Genomic DNA, 14,548 nt, shown 5'->3' on the forward strand with positions numbered 1-14,548 from the left:
GTTAATCCCATAGTATAGCCAGAGTGGCGCAGCGCCAAGTCGGCATCAGCCCAGCATGGCCGCTAGTGCTGGCAGTATGTCCTGTGCCGGTGCTTCGGTCTTGAAGGCCAGCAAATGGTCGGCGCGCGTCTTGCCCAGGTTGATGGCGGCCACGGGCTTGCCCGTTTCGGCCGCCATGCGGCACAGGCGAAAGCTGGAATACACCATGACCGATGAACCCACCACCAGCAGGGCGCCAGCTTCCTTCATCTTGCGCTCGGCTTCGGCTGCGCAGGCGGCGGGCACGCCATCGCCGAAAAACACCACGTCCGGTTGCAGGGTGCCGCCGCAGCGGGGACAGACGGGTACGTGGAAGGTGGCCAGCTGAGACGGCTCCAGCAAGGCGTCGCCATCGGGCGCCGGCGTGGCCGTGGCGCCCAGCATCTGCGGATTGTCGTGTTCGAGCTGGTCCTGGATCAAACGGCGCGTGTGGCGGCTTCGGCAATCGAGGCAGACCACGCCATGTATGCTGCCGTGCAACTCCGTGACGGCTGGGCTGCCGGCCTGCTGGTGCAGGCCATCCACGTTTTGCGTGACCAGGCCGCCTATTCTTCGGCGCTGGGCCAACTGCGCGATGGCCAGGTGGCCGGCATTCGGCGCGGCGCGCGCCAGGGTCGGCCAGCCCACCATGCTGCGCGCCCAGTAGCGGCGGCGCACGGCTTCCTGGCGGCGAAAATCGGGGCCTTGCACGGGCGCGTTGCCGCGCCGCACGCCTTCCGTGTCGCGGTAAGCAGGAATGCCGGATGCCGTGCTGATGCCGGCGCCCGTCAGCAGCAGCACGTCGGGATGGCGTTGCAGGAACTGCGCCAGCTGCTCGAGTTCAGGATCGTCGCTGGCGACTGGCAGGCTGGCTGGGAAAAAGTTGTGCATGATGCGCCATGCTAACCGAAAAGCGCGGCGCCGTTGCAGGGGGGATGCGGAGGCTTACTCCAGCTTCTTGCCGAAACGTTGCAGGCGCGGCTGCCAATGCTCCTTGATATTGGCCGAGACGAGGATGCGCTCGGCTTTGCCGATCAGCAATGCGCGTGGCACGAAGCCGAAATAGCGCGAGTCGGCGCTGTCGTCGCGGTTATCGCCCAGCATGAGAAAATGGTCGGTCGGTACCGTCACGGGGGCAAAGCTGCGCGCCGCGCCCGCAATTTGTGGCAAGAGCTGGATGCGATGCTGCTCGGTCGCGTAGCGCTCGCTGATGCGCTGCGCCGTCAGCTGGCCCATGTGGGCGATGGTTTCAGGCGCCGTATCGAGCGCCGTGTACTGGGCGGGCTGGCCATTGATGACCAGCTGTTCATTGCGCATTTCCACCGTGTCGCCGGGCAGGGCGATGATGCGCTTGATCAGCCGCGTGCCGTCTTTGGGCGAAGAAAAGGTGACGATGTCGCCCCGCTGCGGTTCGCCCAGGCGCTGCAGCACGATATCGGTCAGCGGTACTTTCAGGTTGAAGGCGAGGCGGTTGACGAAGACCACGTCGCCTTCGAGCAGGTTGGGGCGCATGGACGCCGACGGTATGGGATTCCAGTCCGCCACGGCCGTGCGAAATACGCCGAAGAGCAGCAGAAACATCAAAAAACCTTTGTTGGCGCGCATCCATGTGCTCATGTCGGCTCTTTCGCTGGGCTGTGCCCGTGATGGTGAAGGAAGGCGCCATTGCTGCTGGCGCCCTATCACGATGCACGGCGAGGCTGAAGCCAGTCTTAAATCAAGGGCCTGCAGGAGCGGCAGCGCGTCCAGTGTTGCGTGCAAGCATCAGCCATGAGACTATTTGAAGGCCTTGATGACGGCGTCCAGCTTGACCTTCAGGGATTTGTCGTGCGCATGGATGGCCGGCACTTCGCGCTGCACGCCAAGCAGCTGGTAGACGGCCGTCTGCGCCGCGCGCACCGAGTATTCCACGGTAAACACCACATCGTCAGCGAGCTCCACGAACTGGCTGACGAAGGCCAGGTTGACGGAGTTGACCGGCACGGGCAGGGGACGGTCGCTCTTCGCGCGGGGCATGAACATGCTGGTGATGTAGGGCATGCGGCAGGGTATGCAATTGGCCGTGGCCATGATGTCGAGGTCGAAGTTCAGATGACCACACAGTTCGCGCAAGATCTCTGCGCCGCTGCATTCGGACATGGGCTTGGCGACGAAGTTGCCGATGCGGTCAGGGTGCAGCGCATAGCCCCAGAATACTTGCACGCCTGCGGGCTGGCCGGCGAAATGGGGCTGGTGCGCCAGCACGACCGACATGAACCAGTTGCTGTCCTTGAAGGTGACGAGACCGCCCGTGCCCGCGCTATTGCCCGTGAATTGCTCCATCCTGTCAAAGAAGGCGCTGTCTTTCAAGGTGACCGTGTAAGAGGCCCAGTAGGATTCGGGGATGCTGCTGTTGAAGGCGGCCGGGCGTCCCAGTTGCGGGCGGCCCTCGGCCAGCTTTTCCCACAGGCGCCAGCCCTGGCTGTCGTTCTTCGTGCGCTTGGCCGGCGCGCTGTGCATGCTGCCATAGCTGGATGCATCGGTCATCGAGGCATTCTGGAAAAAGACCAGGTCGTCTGCGGCGACGGGGATCACGTCGGCCAGGCCGCGGCGCTGGCAGGCGATGGCTGTGGCGCTCAGGCGGCCATCGGCTTCTTGCACCTCGATATCGGTCACCGTGCAATCCATGATGATGTTCACGCCTTGCGCCTGCAGCCACGCGACCAGCGGGCGCACCAGCGAATCGTACTGGTTATAGACGGTGCGCTTGACGCCAGCCAGGGTTTCGATGCGCGAAAACTCCATCATGAAGCGGTGCAGGTAGCGCTTGAACTCGACGGCGCTGTGCCAGGGCTGGAAGGCGAACGTGGTGGCCCACATATACCAGAATTTGGTGTCGAAAAATTCGGGCGAGAGCCAGTCCGTGATGGCGCTGCTGCCCAAGGTGTCTTCGTCCGCTTCCGTCAGCTTCAACAGTTCCAGCCTGTCCTGCATGGAAAAGCCCATGCTGCTGACATCGACCTTGAAACGGTTGCGGTCGACCAGGCGCGCGCGCGAGTGGGGAATGTGCTGCTCATTGAAGGCGATGGTTTCGTCGTAGACGCTCTGGCCCGCATGCTCGAGCGAGGGGATGCTCTTGAACAAGTCCCAGGTGCATTCGTAATTGTCGGTGGTCAGCATGCGCCCGCCGCGCAAGGTGTAGCCATCCTCGGCATTGCCGCCGCCATCGAGGCTGCCCCCGCTCACGGACGATGCTTCGAAGATGGTGATGTTGCTGCCTTGCATGCCGCCGTCGCGTAGCATGAAGGCGGCCGCAGCCAGCGAGCCGATGCCGCCGCCGACGAGATAGGCTTTTTTATTCGTATTGCTCATGGTTTTTCCCTGGGAGTGTGCACATCCGCGTGCGCGAAAGGCTGGCAAGCGGCACGGCTGATGCCGTACCCTATTTATCTATTTTATAACGCCAGGGGAGAATGGGTCGCGCAATAGAGCGTTTGCTCGGTTTTGTCAGGCGCCAGCGTGTTCCTTGCGCCGTTCAAAGTACAGCAAATCCGACCAGACATCCTGGAAGCGCATGGCTTTTTCCGAGTGGCCATATTGGTGAAAACCGTTGCGCTGCATGACGGCGATCGAACCCAGGTTTTGCGGCCGCGCCGTCGCTTCCACGCGCCACAGTTCCAGTGCGCCGAACGCCTCTTCCAGCAGCAGAGCCACCACGCGCGTGGCGTAGCCGCGTCCGCCGAACCGTTCGCCGATGCGATAGCCGAGCGTCGCCTTGTTGAAATAGGGGCGCGTGACGGCTGTCAGGTTGACCCTGCCGATGATTTGCCCGTCCAGCTTGGCCAGATACTGGTAAGCGAGGTCTTGCTGGCGCTCGCGCTGCGCCTGCTCGATGGCGGCGGCGATGGCTTCCTGGTGGTAATAGGACGGTGCGCGCGCCGTGACCCAGCTTTCAAAATACGCGCGGTTTTCCAGTTCGAAGGCCAGCAAGGCGGGAAGGTCGGCGCTGGAGGGGGGGAGCAACTGAAGGCGGTCGAGGTCTGGCATGGGATCGTGTCGGAAAGCGATGCGCCATTATAATCAGCTGGCGCATTTCGCCGCACTTGCTTGAATTCATGAAGGAGCAGCATGCTGTCCCATATTTGCCTTGGCACCAACGACTTTCCCCGCGCCTACGCCTTCTACACGGCCCTGCTCGGAGAGCTCGATTTGATCGAGAAATTTCATGATCCGGCCCAACCCTGGGCGGGCTGGATGGCGAAGGAGGCGCCGCGCCCCCTGTTCGTGCTGACGGCGCCGCATGACGGCTCGCCGGCGTCTCCCGGCAATGGGCAGATGACGGCCTTGCTGGCGGCCAGCCGCGCCCAGGTGGACCGCAGTTACCAGGCCGTGCTGGCGCTGGGCGCCGTGTGCGAAGGTCCGCCCGGCTTGCGCCCCCATTACCACGCCCATTACTATGGCGCCTATTTCCGCGACCTCGATGGCAACAAGCTGTGCGTCTGCTGCCACGCCGAGCAATGATTTAGCGGGAGCCCCAGATGTCGTCTTCCGTCCAGCCCAGTTCCAGGAAATCCTGCGCCCGTTCGCCCGCTTCGCCGGCGCAATAGAATTCGTCGAGCTGGGGCGGCGCGATGTGCGTGCCTGCCAGCATGGCGTGCACTTGCCCCCGGTGGTGGCTCTGGTGCTGGAACAGGTGCGCCAGCAGGCGCTGGCGCGTGTCGACTTGCGGCGTGTCGCGCAGGATCGTCACGGGCCGCGCCAGGTCCGCATCGCACAGGCTGCGGCAATGGGCGATCAGGCGCAGGTCTGATGCGCGCTGCGCCGCGTGCAGCGCCGCGCAGTCGGTGAACGGTTCGTCCCGTTCAAAAAAGACATAGCAATCCGGATGGGGCGCATCGCCGCGCAGCTCGCGTTCGAGCGCGTCGAGATAAAACCAGTCGCACGTCAGGATGTGGTTCAGCGTGAACCGGATGGTGGGGAAAAAACTGACGCGCGCGGCCTGGAATTCCGCCTGGCTCAGCTGCCCGCAAGCCTTCAGCAAGCGGTGGTTGGCCCAGGCGCTGTTATACGCCTGGCTGGTGACGTAAGGGGCCAGCAGATTGTTCATGATGTACCTTGCAAGGCAGGGAGACCTGCGACAGCGCCACTGTAGCATTTTGCGACAGGTGGACAAAGCCGGTCATGATCGCCGCACCGGCACGCCTGGCATCAAGTAAAATCGCGCAGCGGGTTTCGCGCTAGTGATGCAGAGAAGGTTTGGATAGCAAAATGGGTTGGATAGGAAAATTACTGAACGGCGGCGACGACAAAAACAAGGCTGCGCCGGTTGCGGCAGTGGCGGCGCCCGAGATGACGCGGCAGCCAGCCAGCATTACCGAAATCGATGCCATCTACTACCGCTGGCTGGCAGCCGCCGGTTCGGCGCAGGCTCCCGAGGAGGCTGAACAGCAGATTCTGGACGAATTGACGCGCCTGGCCCGTGAACCGATCGCTGGCGCCGCGCTGATACCGCGCATTCCGGCCATCATTCCGCAGCTGATGCGGACCTTGCAAGATGAAAACATGAGCGCGGCCGAGCTGTCGCGCCAGCTGGCACAGGACGTGCTGCTGGTCGCCGAGGTCTACCGCGAAGCGAACCGGCCCTGCTACCATTCGCGCTACAACGCCAGCCCGTCGATCAACAATATGGAAGGCGCCATCATGCTGCTCGGGCAAAACGGCATGCGCATGCTGCTCGCCCGCGTCGCCTTCCGTCCCATCGTCAGCATGCAAAGCGGCGGGCTGACCATACGCACGGCGCCGCTGATCTGGCGCCAGTCCGAGAAATGCGCGCTGGCGGCCAACCTGGTCGCGCCAGCTATGCAGGCCAACGCCTTCGACGCCTATCTCGCGGGACTGATGGCCAATGTCGGCCTGGTGGTGGCGTTCCGGCTGATCGACCAGATGCATGCGCCCGATGCCTTTCCGCAATCGGACGCCTTCATTGCCCAGGTGTTTGCGCAGGCGCGCATCTTGTCGGTACGGATCGCCGAATTATGGGAGTTCCCCGCGTCCGTAACCCGCGCGATCGGGCTGGCCGGCGTCGATACCCAAGCCGATGCCGATCCGCAGGCGCAAGCGCTGGCGCTGGGCGAACGCTTGAGCAAGCTGCGCATGCTGGTCGATACCGGCCGCTTTCCTGCCGACGATCCCTTCGTGACGAGCGGACTCGGCAAGAGTGAGCTGCAGGTGTTCGATAAACTGGCCGACGACGAGGAGTGACGGTCGCCGGCCGCTCGTAATGCGCTTGTGGTGGGTATCACTCAGCGCGCAAAATAGAGTGCATGCAGATGTTCGAGGTCGACATCAACGGCCGCCTGCGACAGCGCCACTTTACCGCTTTGCATCAGGTAGACGTGATCGGCCACGCCCACGGCGCGCGCCGTGTTTTGCTCGACGAGGATGATGGTGCGCCGGCCATCGTTCAGGCGCGCGAGGATCTCGAACAGCTCGTTGACCACCAGTGGCGCCAGCCCCAGCGAAGGCTCGTCGATAATCAGCAGCGACGGGTCCGACATCAAGCCCCGCGCCATGGCCAGCATCTGCGCCTCGCCGCCCGACAAGGAACCGGCGAATTGCTTGCGCCGTTCGTGCAGGCGCGGGAACATGGCGTAGGCTTCGGCCAGGCGCGCCGGCATGTGGCTGCGGTGCTCTTTCGGGAAGGCGCCCATGATCAGGTTTTCTTCCACGCTCATGTCGCGAAACGTCATGCGCCCCTCGGGTATCATGGTGACCCTCGCGTCGCTCATCTTCCAGGTGGGGGTGCCGTTGATGGACACGCCGTCGAGCGCGATGCTGCCCGCGCCTACGGGCAGCAAGCCCATGATGGCGCGCAGCAGCGTCGTCTTGCCGGCCCCGTTCGGGCCGATGATGGTGGTCAGCTTGCCCTTCTGGATCGAGAGCGACACATCCCACAGCACATTGATGGCGCCATAGCCGGCGCGCAGATTACGTATTTCAAGCATCGTTTCAAGCATGAGCTGCTCCCGTGTAGCTTTCGATGACGGCTGGATCGCGGAAGACACAATCGGGCGTGCCGTCGGCGATCAGCTGGCCAAAATTGAGCACGGCCACGCGCTGGCACAGATTGCTGATGGTCTCGATGTCGTGCTCGATCATGACGATGCCCACGCCAAAGGCGGCATGCAAGTCCTTCAGCATGCCCATGAAGCGGCGCTTGCCATTCGTTTCCAGGCCAGCCAGCACTTCATCGAGCAGCAGCAGTTTCGGATTGGTGGCCAGCGCCTTGGCCACTTCCAGCGCTTTCAGTTCCGTCAGCGCCAGTTCGCTCGCCGCGTCGCGCCCGGCCTTGTCAAGCAGGCTGGTGAAATCGAGGATTTCATCGACCTTGCGCATGTCCACCTTGCCGGTGCCGAAGCGCTGCGCCACGATCAGGTTTTCGCGCACCGTCAATTCATGCATGGGCTGCGGAATCTGGAAGGTGCGGCCCAGCCCCAGGCGGGCGCGCTGATACATGGGCGTGGCCATGATGTCGCGCCCCTCGAAGCGGATGCTGCCTCTGGTGGGGCGCACCAGGCCGGAAATCGCATTGAACAGCGTAGTCTTGCCGGCGCCATTCGCGCCCACCAGGCCGATCACATCGTGGCTGCCGACCTTCAGTGTGACGGAATCGACTGCCGTCAGGCCGCCGAAGCGCACGGACACATTATCGAGTTCAAGCATGTGCATTCTCCTTCGCTTTCTCCTTGCTCAGCGCTTTTTTCAGCCATTTTTGCAGCAGCGGCAGCAAGCCGTTCGGGCTGAAGACGATCATCGTCACCAGCAGCACGCCCAGCACCAGTTGGTGGCCCGTGGGGATCAGTGACTTGAAAATGAGCTGGTCGACCAGGTAGACCACCACGGCGCCCAGCACGGGGCCGAGTATCGTGCGGTAGCCGCCAAAGATGGCCGCCACGATCGGCAATGTTACCCACAGGCTGTTGAAGGCGTAATCGGGTTCCAGGAAGTTGATGTAATGGGCGTTGAAGGCGCCGAACAGGCCCGCCATGAAGGCCGAGACCAGCAGCATCGCGCCTTTCAGCAAGGTGCTGTTGACGCCGACGACGCGCGTGGCGTCTTCGCTGTCGTGCATGGCGCGCAGGGCGATGCCGTAGTGGCTGGCGCGGATGCGGCTGTAGGCAAAGGCGCATGCCACCACCAGTGTTAGCACCACCAGGTAGGCGCCCGTCTTGCTGGCCAAATCGAAGCCGAAGACGCTGGGCAAGCCCGGAATATTGTTGACGCCACCGGAGCCGCCCGTGACGCTACTCCATTCCGTGGCCAGGATGCGGAAGATGTGGGCGTAAGCGAGGATGGCCAGCGCAAAATACGGACCGCGCAGGCGCAGCACGGGCAGCATGATGACGGCGGCGACGGACGCGCCGACGCCACCCAGCAGCATGGCGGCAAACACGGGCAAGCCCAGTTTCACGGTGGTGAGCGCGGAGACATACGCGCCCACGCCGAAGAAGGCGGCATGGCCGAAGCTGACCATGCCCCCAAGATTGCCGAGCAGGGCCCAGGACATGGCCACGCCGCCGATGATCAGTGCTGCCACCACCATGCTCATCACATACTGGTTGCCGCCCAGGGCCAGCGGCACGGCGATATAGGCGGCCAGCAGCAGGCCAGCCGTGGAAATCAATGTCGAGCGCTTCATCCGCGCCTCCGTTGTGCGCCGAACAGGCCGTTCGGCATGATGAACAGCACCAGCAGGAACAGCACCATGCCGGACAATTCCTGCAGCGCGGAGCTGGCCAGGGTGACGGTCAGCGCCTCGGCCACGCCCAGCAGCACGGCGGCGAGCAGCACGCCGGGGATAGAGCCGATGCCGGCCAATACCGTGATGATGAAGGCTTTCACCGTCAGCGCGCCGCCGTAGGCGGGCTGGATCACGCCATAGCTGAACAGGGCGACACCGGCGAAGGCGGCCAGGATGCCGGCCACCAGGAAGGACACCAGTTCCGTGCGGCCCGGGTCAATGCCCATCAGCTTGGCCGCGTCGCGGTTGCTGGACACGGCGCGCACGGCGCGGCCATACCAGCTGGTCGACAGCCAGCGCCACAGCGCCGCCATCAGCATTAGGCTGACGCCAAAAAAAATCACTTCGCTGCGCATGCTGAAGAAGGGGCCGATCTCGATGCCTTCCTGTAGCCAGCTCGATGAGGTCGAGCGGATGTCCGCCTTCCAGACGAGCAGGATGAAATTGGTGAGGATGACGCCGATGCCGTAGGTCAGGATCAGCGAATTGATTTCGCGGTCTTTCTTGATGCGGCTGACGATTAGGTACACGCCGACGGACGTGAGGCTGACGATCACCAGCGCGATGGGAATGGCGAACATGGGACCGAGTCCAAGTCCGGATTCCACGCTGTAGGCGATATAGGCGGCCAGCAGTACCAGTTCGCCGTGCGCCAGGTTGATCACTTTCATGGTGCCGAAGACCAGCGCCAGTCCGAGTGCAATCAGGGCGTACGAGCCGCCCTGCAGCAAGCCCGAATACAGGGCCTGCAAGATTAATTCTGTCATGTCGTCATCCCGTCAGGCTGCCCTGGCGCGGCGCGAACGATGCGCCAGGGAAGCCGTTCATCGATGCACGCCCGGAGGGCGTGCGCGTGTGCAGCGGGAGGCTGCTGTTTACCAGGGCAGGGCTGGATAGGCCAGCTTGCCAGTGGCGTGTTCCTTCGGCCAGACGATCACCACTTTCTTGTCCTGATGCTGCGCCATGCGGTGCACGAAGTTCTGGTTGTCGCCATTGGCGGCGAACTGCACCCGGCCGATCAGGGTTTCGCGGTCCGTCTTGCGCATTTCCTCGGCTACGCCGCCTTTCTTGAGCGTGCCCTTGTCGGCCGCGCGCGCGATCGCCTCGAACAGCAACATCGACTGCACGTAGCCGAACTGGCCCAGGTAGTCAGGCTCCTTCTTGTACAGCTGCTTGTAGGCGTCGCTGAAGGCCTTGCCGTCAGCCGTCTTGAATTCCGTAGGGAAGGGCAGCAAGGCCGTGCCGAACACGTTCGGCATCAGGTCGGGGAAGTCGGCCGCCATTTTCGGCGTGGCCAGCGACCACACGCCCACCATGGCCTTGATCTTCGGCTTCAGTACGCGGGCGGCGCGGATGATGCCCACGTAATCGTTTTCGTAGCCGACCATGGCCACCACTTCGGATTTATCCTGCAGCTTGATCTTGTTGATGATGGGCTTGAAGTCCGTAATCGCCGGGTCGAACGAATGCGTCGTCACTTTCACGCCCTTGGCCGCCAGGGCTTTCTCCACGTCTTTCGCCAGGCCCGTGGTGGCATCCTTGGTCGAATACACGATGGAGACGGACTTGGCGCCCACGTCCTGCAGCAATCCCAGCATGGCTTTTTCGTATCCGGCCGTGTTATTGATGCGGAAAAAATTCTTGCGCCCGCTGCTCACCAGGCTGTCGTCCACGCCGCCCGAGGTGATGTAGACCAGGCCCAGTTTATTTGCCGTGTCCGAAGCGGGCGAGATATTGTTCGAGCCGTAGCCGCCCGTGATGGCCACCACGCCCTGGCTGGCCAGCTTTTCCACGGCGGCGATGGCCTTCGCGGGCGCCGACTCATCGTCGACGGTGATGATCTTGACGGTGTGCTTGCCGTTGGTCTTGTTGAAGACCTCGGCCGCGACCATGATGCCTTCCTGCATGCCGGCGCCGACCCTGGCCAGGTTGCCCGTCAGCGGGATTTCCGCGCCGACCAGGAATTCGTCGGCGCTGGCTTGGGTCATCCAGGCGCTGGCAACCAGCGCTGCCATGGCAATGCGTGTGTAGGTGCGTTTCATCGTGTCTCCTCCGGTGATGTGGCTTGGTTTTATTGTCGGTTCTGGTACAGCTTGGTCAACTTATCGGGCATTCTGCGCCATTTGCCGCAGCTGCCCCTTTAAAATCTTGCCCGTTGCCGCCGCCGGCAGCGCTTCCATGATGATGATGGCTGACGGGCATTTGTACGGCGACAGGGTTTGTGCCAGCCAGGCATGCAATTGTGCCACGCTGGCAGGCTGGCGCGGGTCCAGCTCCACATAGGCGATGACGTCTTCGTTGCCATCTTCCAGGGTGCGTCCCACCACGGCCGACTGCACCACGGAAGCGTGGGCGTTCAGCGCCGTTTCCACTTCCAGCGGATACACATTGAAGCCGGAGCGGATGATCAATTCCTTGGTGCGGCCCACGATGAACAGCGCGCCGTCAGCTTCCTGGCGCGCCATGTCGCCCGTATTGAGCCAGCCGCCTTCGCGCATGGTGGCCGCCGTCATGGCCGCTTCGCGGTAGTAGCCGGCCATGACGTTTGGCCCGCGTATCCATAATTCGCCCGGCTCGCCCGGCGTCACGTCCGTGCCTGCCACGTCCACCACGCGCACTTCCACGCCAGGGATCGGCATGCCGACCGAATCATCGCGGCGTGGCGCTTCCAGGCGGGTCTGGCTGATGGTGGGCGCGCTTTCCGTCATGCCGTAGCCATTGTGCAGCGCGGTACCCAGCAGCTTTTCCACCGCGTGCTTGAGCGATGGCGCCAGCGGCGAGCCGCCCGCATACGCAAAGCGCAGCCGCGTGTGCAGCGGCGTATCGGCGCCGCCCAGGGTTTGCAGCAGCTTGGCGTACATGGCGGGCACGCCTTGCACGACGGTCAATTCATCGTCTTTCAGCGCGGCCAGCAGGCCGTCGACGGAAAAACGCGGCACCAGGTACAGCGCGGCGCCCGCATACAGGGTGCCGAGGGCCACCGAGGCCAGGCCATACACGTGTGAAATCGGTAGCACGCCGTAGGCGCGGTCGGAGCTGGTCAGGCCGCGCAAGGTGCTGGAGACGGCGGCGATAAACAGCAGGTTACGGTGCGTCAGCATCACGCCTTTTGACTGTCCCGTCGTACCCGTCGTGTAGATCAGCGCAGCCACCTGTTCGTTGCCGGGGAACGTGGCTTCCGCGATGGCTGCCTCGTTCAAGTCGCCCGCCAGCAGCCCGCCCATGCCGTCGACCGTGGCGCTGGTCGCGCCCAGACGTGCAGCATGCGCGGCAGCTTCCGGCGAGGCGCCAGCCAGGAACAGCACCCGCCGCGCGGAACTGTGCGCGGCGATGGTGTCGATTTCGCGCGCCGACAGCCGTGCATTGACGTTGACGATCCATGCATCGATGCTGGCCGCCGCGAAGATCAGCGCCACCTGCAGCGCGCCATTCTCGCCCACCACCATCAGGCGGTCGCCGGCGCGCACATCGAGCTCGCGCAACAACTGTATTGCATTTTCCACGCTGTGCTGCAGCTGCGCGTAGGTCCAGCTGCGGCTCCCTTCGTGCAGCGCCGGCGCGTCGGGCGTGCGCGCCGCCCAGTGGGCGGGGATGGCCGACAGGCGCGCCGGCAAGCCGGCCAGCAAGGCTGGAATGTCCATCGCTGCCTCCTTCACTTTTGCGCTGCCTTGATCATGTTGCGGGCAATGACGATCTGCTGGATCTGCGTCGTGCCCTCATAAATGCGGAACAGGCGCACATCGCGGTAAAAGCGCTCGGCCGCGTATTCGCTGATATAGCCGGCGCCGCCGTGGATCTGCACCGAGCGGTCAGCCACCCGGCCGCACATTTCGGAGGCGAACAGCTTGCAGCACGACGCTTCCGTCGAAATGTCTTCCTTGTTGTCGCGCCGGCGCGCGCAATCGAGCACCATGCTGCGCGCCGCGTAGATCTCGGCCTTGCTGTCGGCCAGCATGGCCTGGATCAGCTGAAACTCCGCAATGGGCTGGCCGAACTGCTGGCGCTCCATGGCGTAGGCCAGGGCGTCGGCCAGCATGCGTTCGGCCGCACCCACGCAGACGGCGGCGATGTGCAAACGGCCCTTGTCGAGCACCTTCATGGCCGTCTTGAAACCCACGCCTTCCTTGCCGCCGATGAGATTGGCAGCCGGCACGCGGCAATTGTCGAAGATGACGTCGCAGGTATGCGCGCCTTGCTGGCCCATCTTCTTGTCGATTTTCCCCAGCGAGAGGCCAGGTGTATCCTTTTCCACGATGAAGGCGGAAATGGCCGAGGCGCCACGCTTGACAGGGTCCGTGCGCGCCATGACGGTAAAGATGCTGGCCTCGGGCGCGTTGGTGATGTAGCGCTTGCTGCCGTTGAGGATATAAAAATCGCCGTCGCGCACGGCCGTCGTGCGCAGCGATGCCGCGTCGGAGCCCGATCCCGCTTCCGTCAGGGCGAACGAGCCGATGATGTCGCCGGCCGCCAGCTTCGGCAGGTAATGCTCTTTCTGCGCTTGCGTGCCGTCGATAACGATGCCTTGCGAGCCGATGCCGTTGTTGGTGCCGATCAGCGAGCGGAAGGCGGGCGAGGTGCGGGCGATTTCGAAAGCCACCCGGACTTCCTCTTCCATGCTCAGTTCCAGGCCGCCGTAGGCTTCCGGGATGGACAGGCCGAACAGGCCCAGTTCGCGCATCTGCGCCACGATGGCGGGCGGAATGGTATCCGTTTCGGCCACCAGCGCCTCATTTGGCACCAGCACTTCGCGCACGAAGCGGGCGATGCTGTCGAGCAGGATGTTCAGGGTTTCTTCGTCGCGTATCATCGGGGTCCTCGCTGCTGTCATTGGAGCTGTGATTGAGAGGGGCGCGCAGTCTAACCGCGGCCCAGGTTTTTTTCCACTGTCTTGACCAGGGCGACCAGGCGCGGTCCCAGGTCCGATTCCAGTTTTTCGCGCGAGAGCAGGAAGGCGGGGCCGCCGCAGTTGAAGGCCATCACCTGTTCTCCATCGGCACCCAGCATCGGCACGCCCACGGCATGCACGTCGTTTTGCCACTCGCCGGCGGAGATGCAAAAGCCCCGGTCCTGGTAATCCTTGAAGCCTTGCTCGATGCCGGCCTTGATGCGCGGCCAGCGTTCCGTTTCGTGCACGCGCGCATGGTCCATCAGGTAGTCGCGCTCGGCCTGCGGCAGGATGCACAGCAGGGCCTTGCCCATGGCGGTCGTCATCAGGGGGATGCGCGAACCGACATCGAGGCGCAGCGTGACGTTGGCGCTGCTGCGGCAGGTTTCCACGTAGACCATGCTGAGACGGTCGCGCGTGCCCAGCGAAACGGAGGCCTGCGCATGCTCGGCCAGTTCCTCCATCAGCGGACGCGCCATCTTGCGCACGTCGAGATTGGACAGCATGCGGTAACCGAGGGCCAGCACGCCGGCGCCCAGCTGGTACTTGCCCAGGTTGTCCGAATAATTGAGGTAGCCGAGTTTGGTGAGGGTGTAGGTGAGGCGCGAAATTGTCGGTTTCGGGATGCCCGTGCGCTTGGCCATGTCCGCGTTCGACAGATAGACTTCGCCGGGGCGAAAGCAGCGCAGCACTTCCAGCCCGCGCGCCAGCGCGTTGACGAACTGGCGGTCCTTGCCTTCCTCGTCATCGCTGAAGACGATGAGTTCCGGATCTGCTGCGGTCTGAACATTTGTCATATTTGCATTCATTTTCAGGCTCCCTGGAAATCAGTTTGCCTAGCCAAATTGGACGTGTCAACCGTTTTG

General features: G+C 63.4%; 15 protein-coding genes. 2 read left to right on the forward strand and 13 right to left on the reverse strand.

Going from position 1 to position 14,548, the window contains the following annotated elements:
- Positions 1-45: 45 nt before the first annotated feature.
- The 4 genes from K0F85_RS14720 to K0F85_RS14735 form a co-directional block, all read right to left on the reverse strand.
- Entirely contained in the window at positions 46-909 is an 864-nt protein-coding gene (locus K0F85_RS14720; RefSeq protein ID WP_219116736.1) for an NAD-dependent protein deacetylase, read from the reverse strand.
- A 54-nt stretch (positions 910-963) separates the two neighbouring features.
- Entirely contained in the window at positions 964-1,635 is a 672-nt protein-coding gene (gene lepB / locus K0F85_RS14725; protein WP_219116737.1) for a signal peptidase I, read from the reverse strand.
- Positions 1,636-1,794: 159 nt separating this feature from the next.
- Positions 1,795-3,369, reverse strand: a complete 1,575-nt coding sequence (locus tag K0F85_RS14730; protein ID WP_219116738.1) for an oleate hydratase — start codon at positions 3,367-3,369, stop codon at positions 1,795-1,797.
- A 135-nt stretch (positions 3,370-3,504) separates the two neighbouring features.
- Positions 3,505-4,044 (reverse strand): GNAT family N-acetyltransferase, encoded by a 540-nt coding sequence (locus K0F85_RS14735; protein WP_219116739.1) that lies wholly within the window; start codon positions 4,042-4,044, stop codon positions 3,505-3,507.
- Between the two features lie 81 nt (positions 4,045-4,125).
- Between K0F85_RS14735 and K0F85_RS14740 the strand changes: the two genes are divergently transcribed.
- Positions 4,126-4,518 carry a VOC family protein gene (locus K0F85_RS14740; protein ID WP_219116740.1) on the forward strand — a complete coding sequence of 131 codons (393 nt, stop codon included), beginning with the start codon at positions 4,126-4,128 and terminating at the stop codon, positions 4,516-4,518.
- 1 nt (position 4,519) lies between these two features.
- Here the strand turns inward: K0F85_RS14740 and K0F85_RS14745 are convergent, their stop codons facing one another.
- Positions 4,520-5,104 (reverse strand): DinB family protein, encoded by a 585-nt coding sequence (locus K0F85_RS14745; RefSeq protein ID WP_219116741.1) that lies wholly within the window; start codon positions 5,102-5,104, stop codon positions 4,520-4,522.
- Positions 5,105-5,253: 149 nt separating this feature from the next.
- Between K0F85_RS14745 and K0F85_RS14750 the strand changes: the two genes are divergently transcribed.
- Positions 5,254-6,258, forward strand: a complete 1,005-nt coding sequence (locus tag K0F85_RS14750; protein WP_219116742.1) for an HDOD domain-containing protein — start codon at positions 5,254-5,256, stop codon at positions 6,256-6,258.
- Positions 6,259-6,299: 41 nt separating this feature from the next.
- Here K0F85_RS14750 and K0F85_RS14755 read toward each other — a convergent pair whose 3' ends face one another.
- The 8 genes from K0F85_RS14755 to K0F85_RS14790 all read right to left on the reverse strand — a co-directional run bounded on the left by K0F85_RS14755 (position 6,300) and on the right by K0F85_RS14790 (position 14,479).
- Positions 6,300-7,001 (reverse strand): ABC transporter ATP-binding protein, encoded by a 702-nt coding sequence (locus K0F85_RS14755; RefSeq protein WP_219116852.1) that lies wholly within the window; start codon positions 6,999-7,001, stop codon positions 6,300-6,302.
- 4 nt (positions 7,002-7,005) lie between these two features.
- Positions 7,006-7,719 (reverse strand): ABC transporter ATP-binding protein, encoded by a 714-nt coding sequence (locus tag K0F85_RS14760; RefSeq protein WP_219116743.1) that lies wholly within the window; start codon positions 7,717-7,719, stop codon positions 7,006-7,008.
- Positions 7,712-8,695, reverse strand: a complete 984-nt coding sequence (locus K0F85_RS14765; RefSeq protein WP_219116744.1) for a branched-chain amino acid ABC transporter permease — start codon at positions 8,693-8,695, stop codon at positions 7,712-7,714. Before K0F85_RS14765 ends, K0F85_RS14760 begins: the two co-directional genes overlap by 8 nt.
- Positions 8,692-9,564 (reverse strand): branched-chain amino acid ABC transporter permease, encoded by an 873-nt coding sequence (locus K0F85_RS14770; protein ID WP_219116745.1) that lies wholly within the window; start codon positions 9,562-9,564, stop codon positions 8,692-8,694. Before K0F85_RS14770 ends, K0F85_RS14765 begins: the two co-directional genes overlap by 4 nt.
- A gap of 108 nt (positions 9,565-9,672) precedes the next feature.
- Complete coding sequence (locus tag K0F85_RS14775; protein WP_219116746.1) at positions 9,673-10,839, reverse strand: ABC transporter substrate-binding protein; 1,167 nt, start codon at positions 10,837-10,839, stop codon at positions 9,673-9,675.
- A 60-nt stretch (positions 10,840-10,899) separates the two neighbouring features.
- Positions 10,900-12,438, reverse strand: coding sequence for a class I adenylate-forming enzyme family protein (locus K0F85_RS14780; RefSeq protein WP_219116747.1), 1,539 nt, complete (start codon positions 12,436-12,438; stop codon positions 10,900-10,902).
- An 11-nt stretch (positions 12,439-12,449) separates the two neighbouring features.
- Positions 12,450-13,604, reverse strand: coding sequence for an acyl-CoA dehydrogenase family protein (locus K0F85_RS14785; RefSeq protein WP_219116748.1), 1,155 nt, complete (start codon positions 13,602-13,604; stop codon positions 12,450-12,452).
- A 50-nt stretch (positions 13,605-13,654) separates the two neighbouring features.
- Positions 13,655-14,479, reverse strand: coding sequence for an IclR family transcriptional regulator (locus K0F85_RS14790; RefSeq protein WP_219116749.1), 825 nt, complete (start codon positions 14,477-14,479; stop codon positions 13,655-13,657).
- Between the last annotated feature and the right edge of the window lie 69 nt (positions 14,480-14,548).

The sequence above is a fragment of the Janthinobacterium sp. UMAB-56 genome, assembly GCF_900095265.1.
Lineage (GTDB): Bacteria > Pseudomonadota > Gammaproteobacteria > Burkholderiales > Burkholderiaceae_D > Janthinobacterium.

Coding starts and splice junctions, on each gene's coding strand:
- K0F85_RS14755 (WP_219116852.1), bottom strand. CDS start 7,001: ATGCTTGAAATACGTAATCTGCGCGCCGGCTATGGCGCCATCAATGTG.
- K0F85_RS14765 (WP_219116744.1), bottom strand. CDS start 8,695: ATGAAGCGCTCGACATTGATTTCCACGGCTGGCCTGCTGCTGGCCGCC.
- K0F85_RS14745 (WP_219116741.1), bottom strand. CDS start 5,104: ATGAACAATCTGCTGGCCCCTTACGTCACCAGCCAGGCGTATAACAGC.
- K0F85_RS14775 (WP_219116746.1), bottom strand. CDS start 10,839: ATGAAACGCACCTACACACGCATTGCCATGGCAGCGCTGGTTGCCAGC.
- K0F85_RS14730 (WP_219116738.1), bottom strand. CDS start 3,369: ATGAGCAATACGAATAAAAAAGCCTATCTCGTCGGCGGCGGCATCGGC.
- K0F85_RS14720 (WP_219116736.1), bottom strand. CDS start 909: ATGCACAACTTTTTCCCAGCCAGCCTGCCAGTCGCCAGCGACGATCCT.
- K0F85_RS14735 (WP_219116739.1), bottom strand. CDS start 4,044: ATGCCAGACCTCGACCGCCTTCAGTTGCTCCCCCCCTCCAGCGCCGAC.
- K0F85_RS14790 (WP_219116749.1), bottom strand. CDS start 14,479: ATGACAAATGTTCAGACCGCAGCAGATCCGGAACTCATCGTCTTCAGC.
- K0F85_RS14770 (WP_219116745.1), bottom strand. CDS start 9,564: ATGACAGAATTAATCTTGCAGGCCCTGTATTCGGGCTTGCTGCAGGGC.
- K0F85_RS14760 (WP_219116743.1), bottom strand. CDS start 7,719: ATGCTTGAACTCGATAATGTGTCCGTGCGCTTCGGCGGCCTGACGGCA.
- K0F85_RS14785 (WP_219116748.1), bottom strand. CDS start 13,604: ATGATACGCGACGAAGAAACCCTGAACATCCTGCTCGACAGCATCGCC.
- lepB (WP_219116737.1), bottom strand. CDS start 1,635: ATGAGCACATGGATGCGCGCCAACAAAGGTTTTTTGATGTTTCTGCTG.
- K0F85_RS14780 (WP_219116747.1), bottom strand. CDS start 12,438: ATGGACATTCCAGCCTTGCTGGCCGGCTTGCCGGCGCGCCTGTCGGCC.
- K0F85_RS14740 (WP_219116740.1), top strand. CDS start 4,126: ATGCTGTCCCATATTTGCCTTGGCACCAACGACTTTCCCCGCGCCTAC.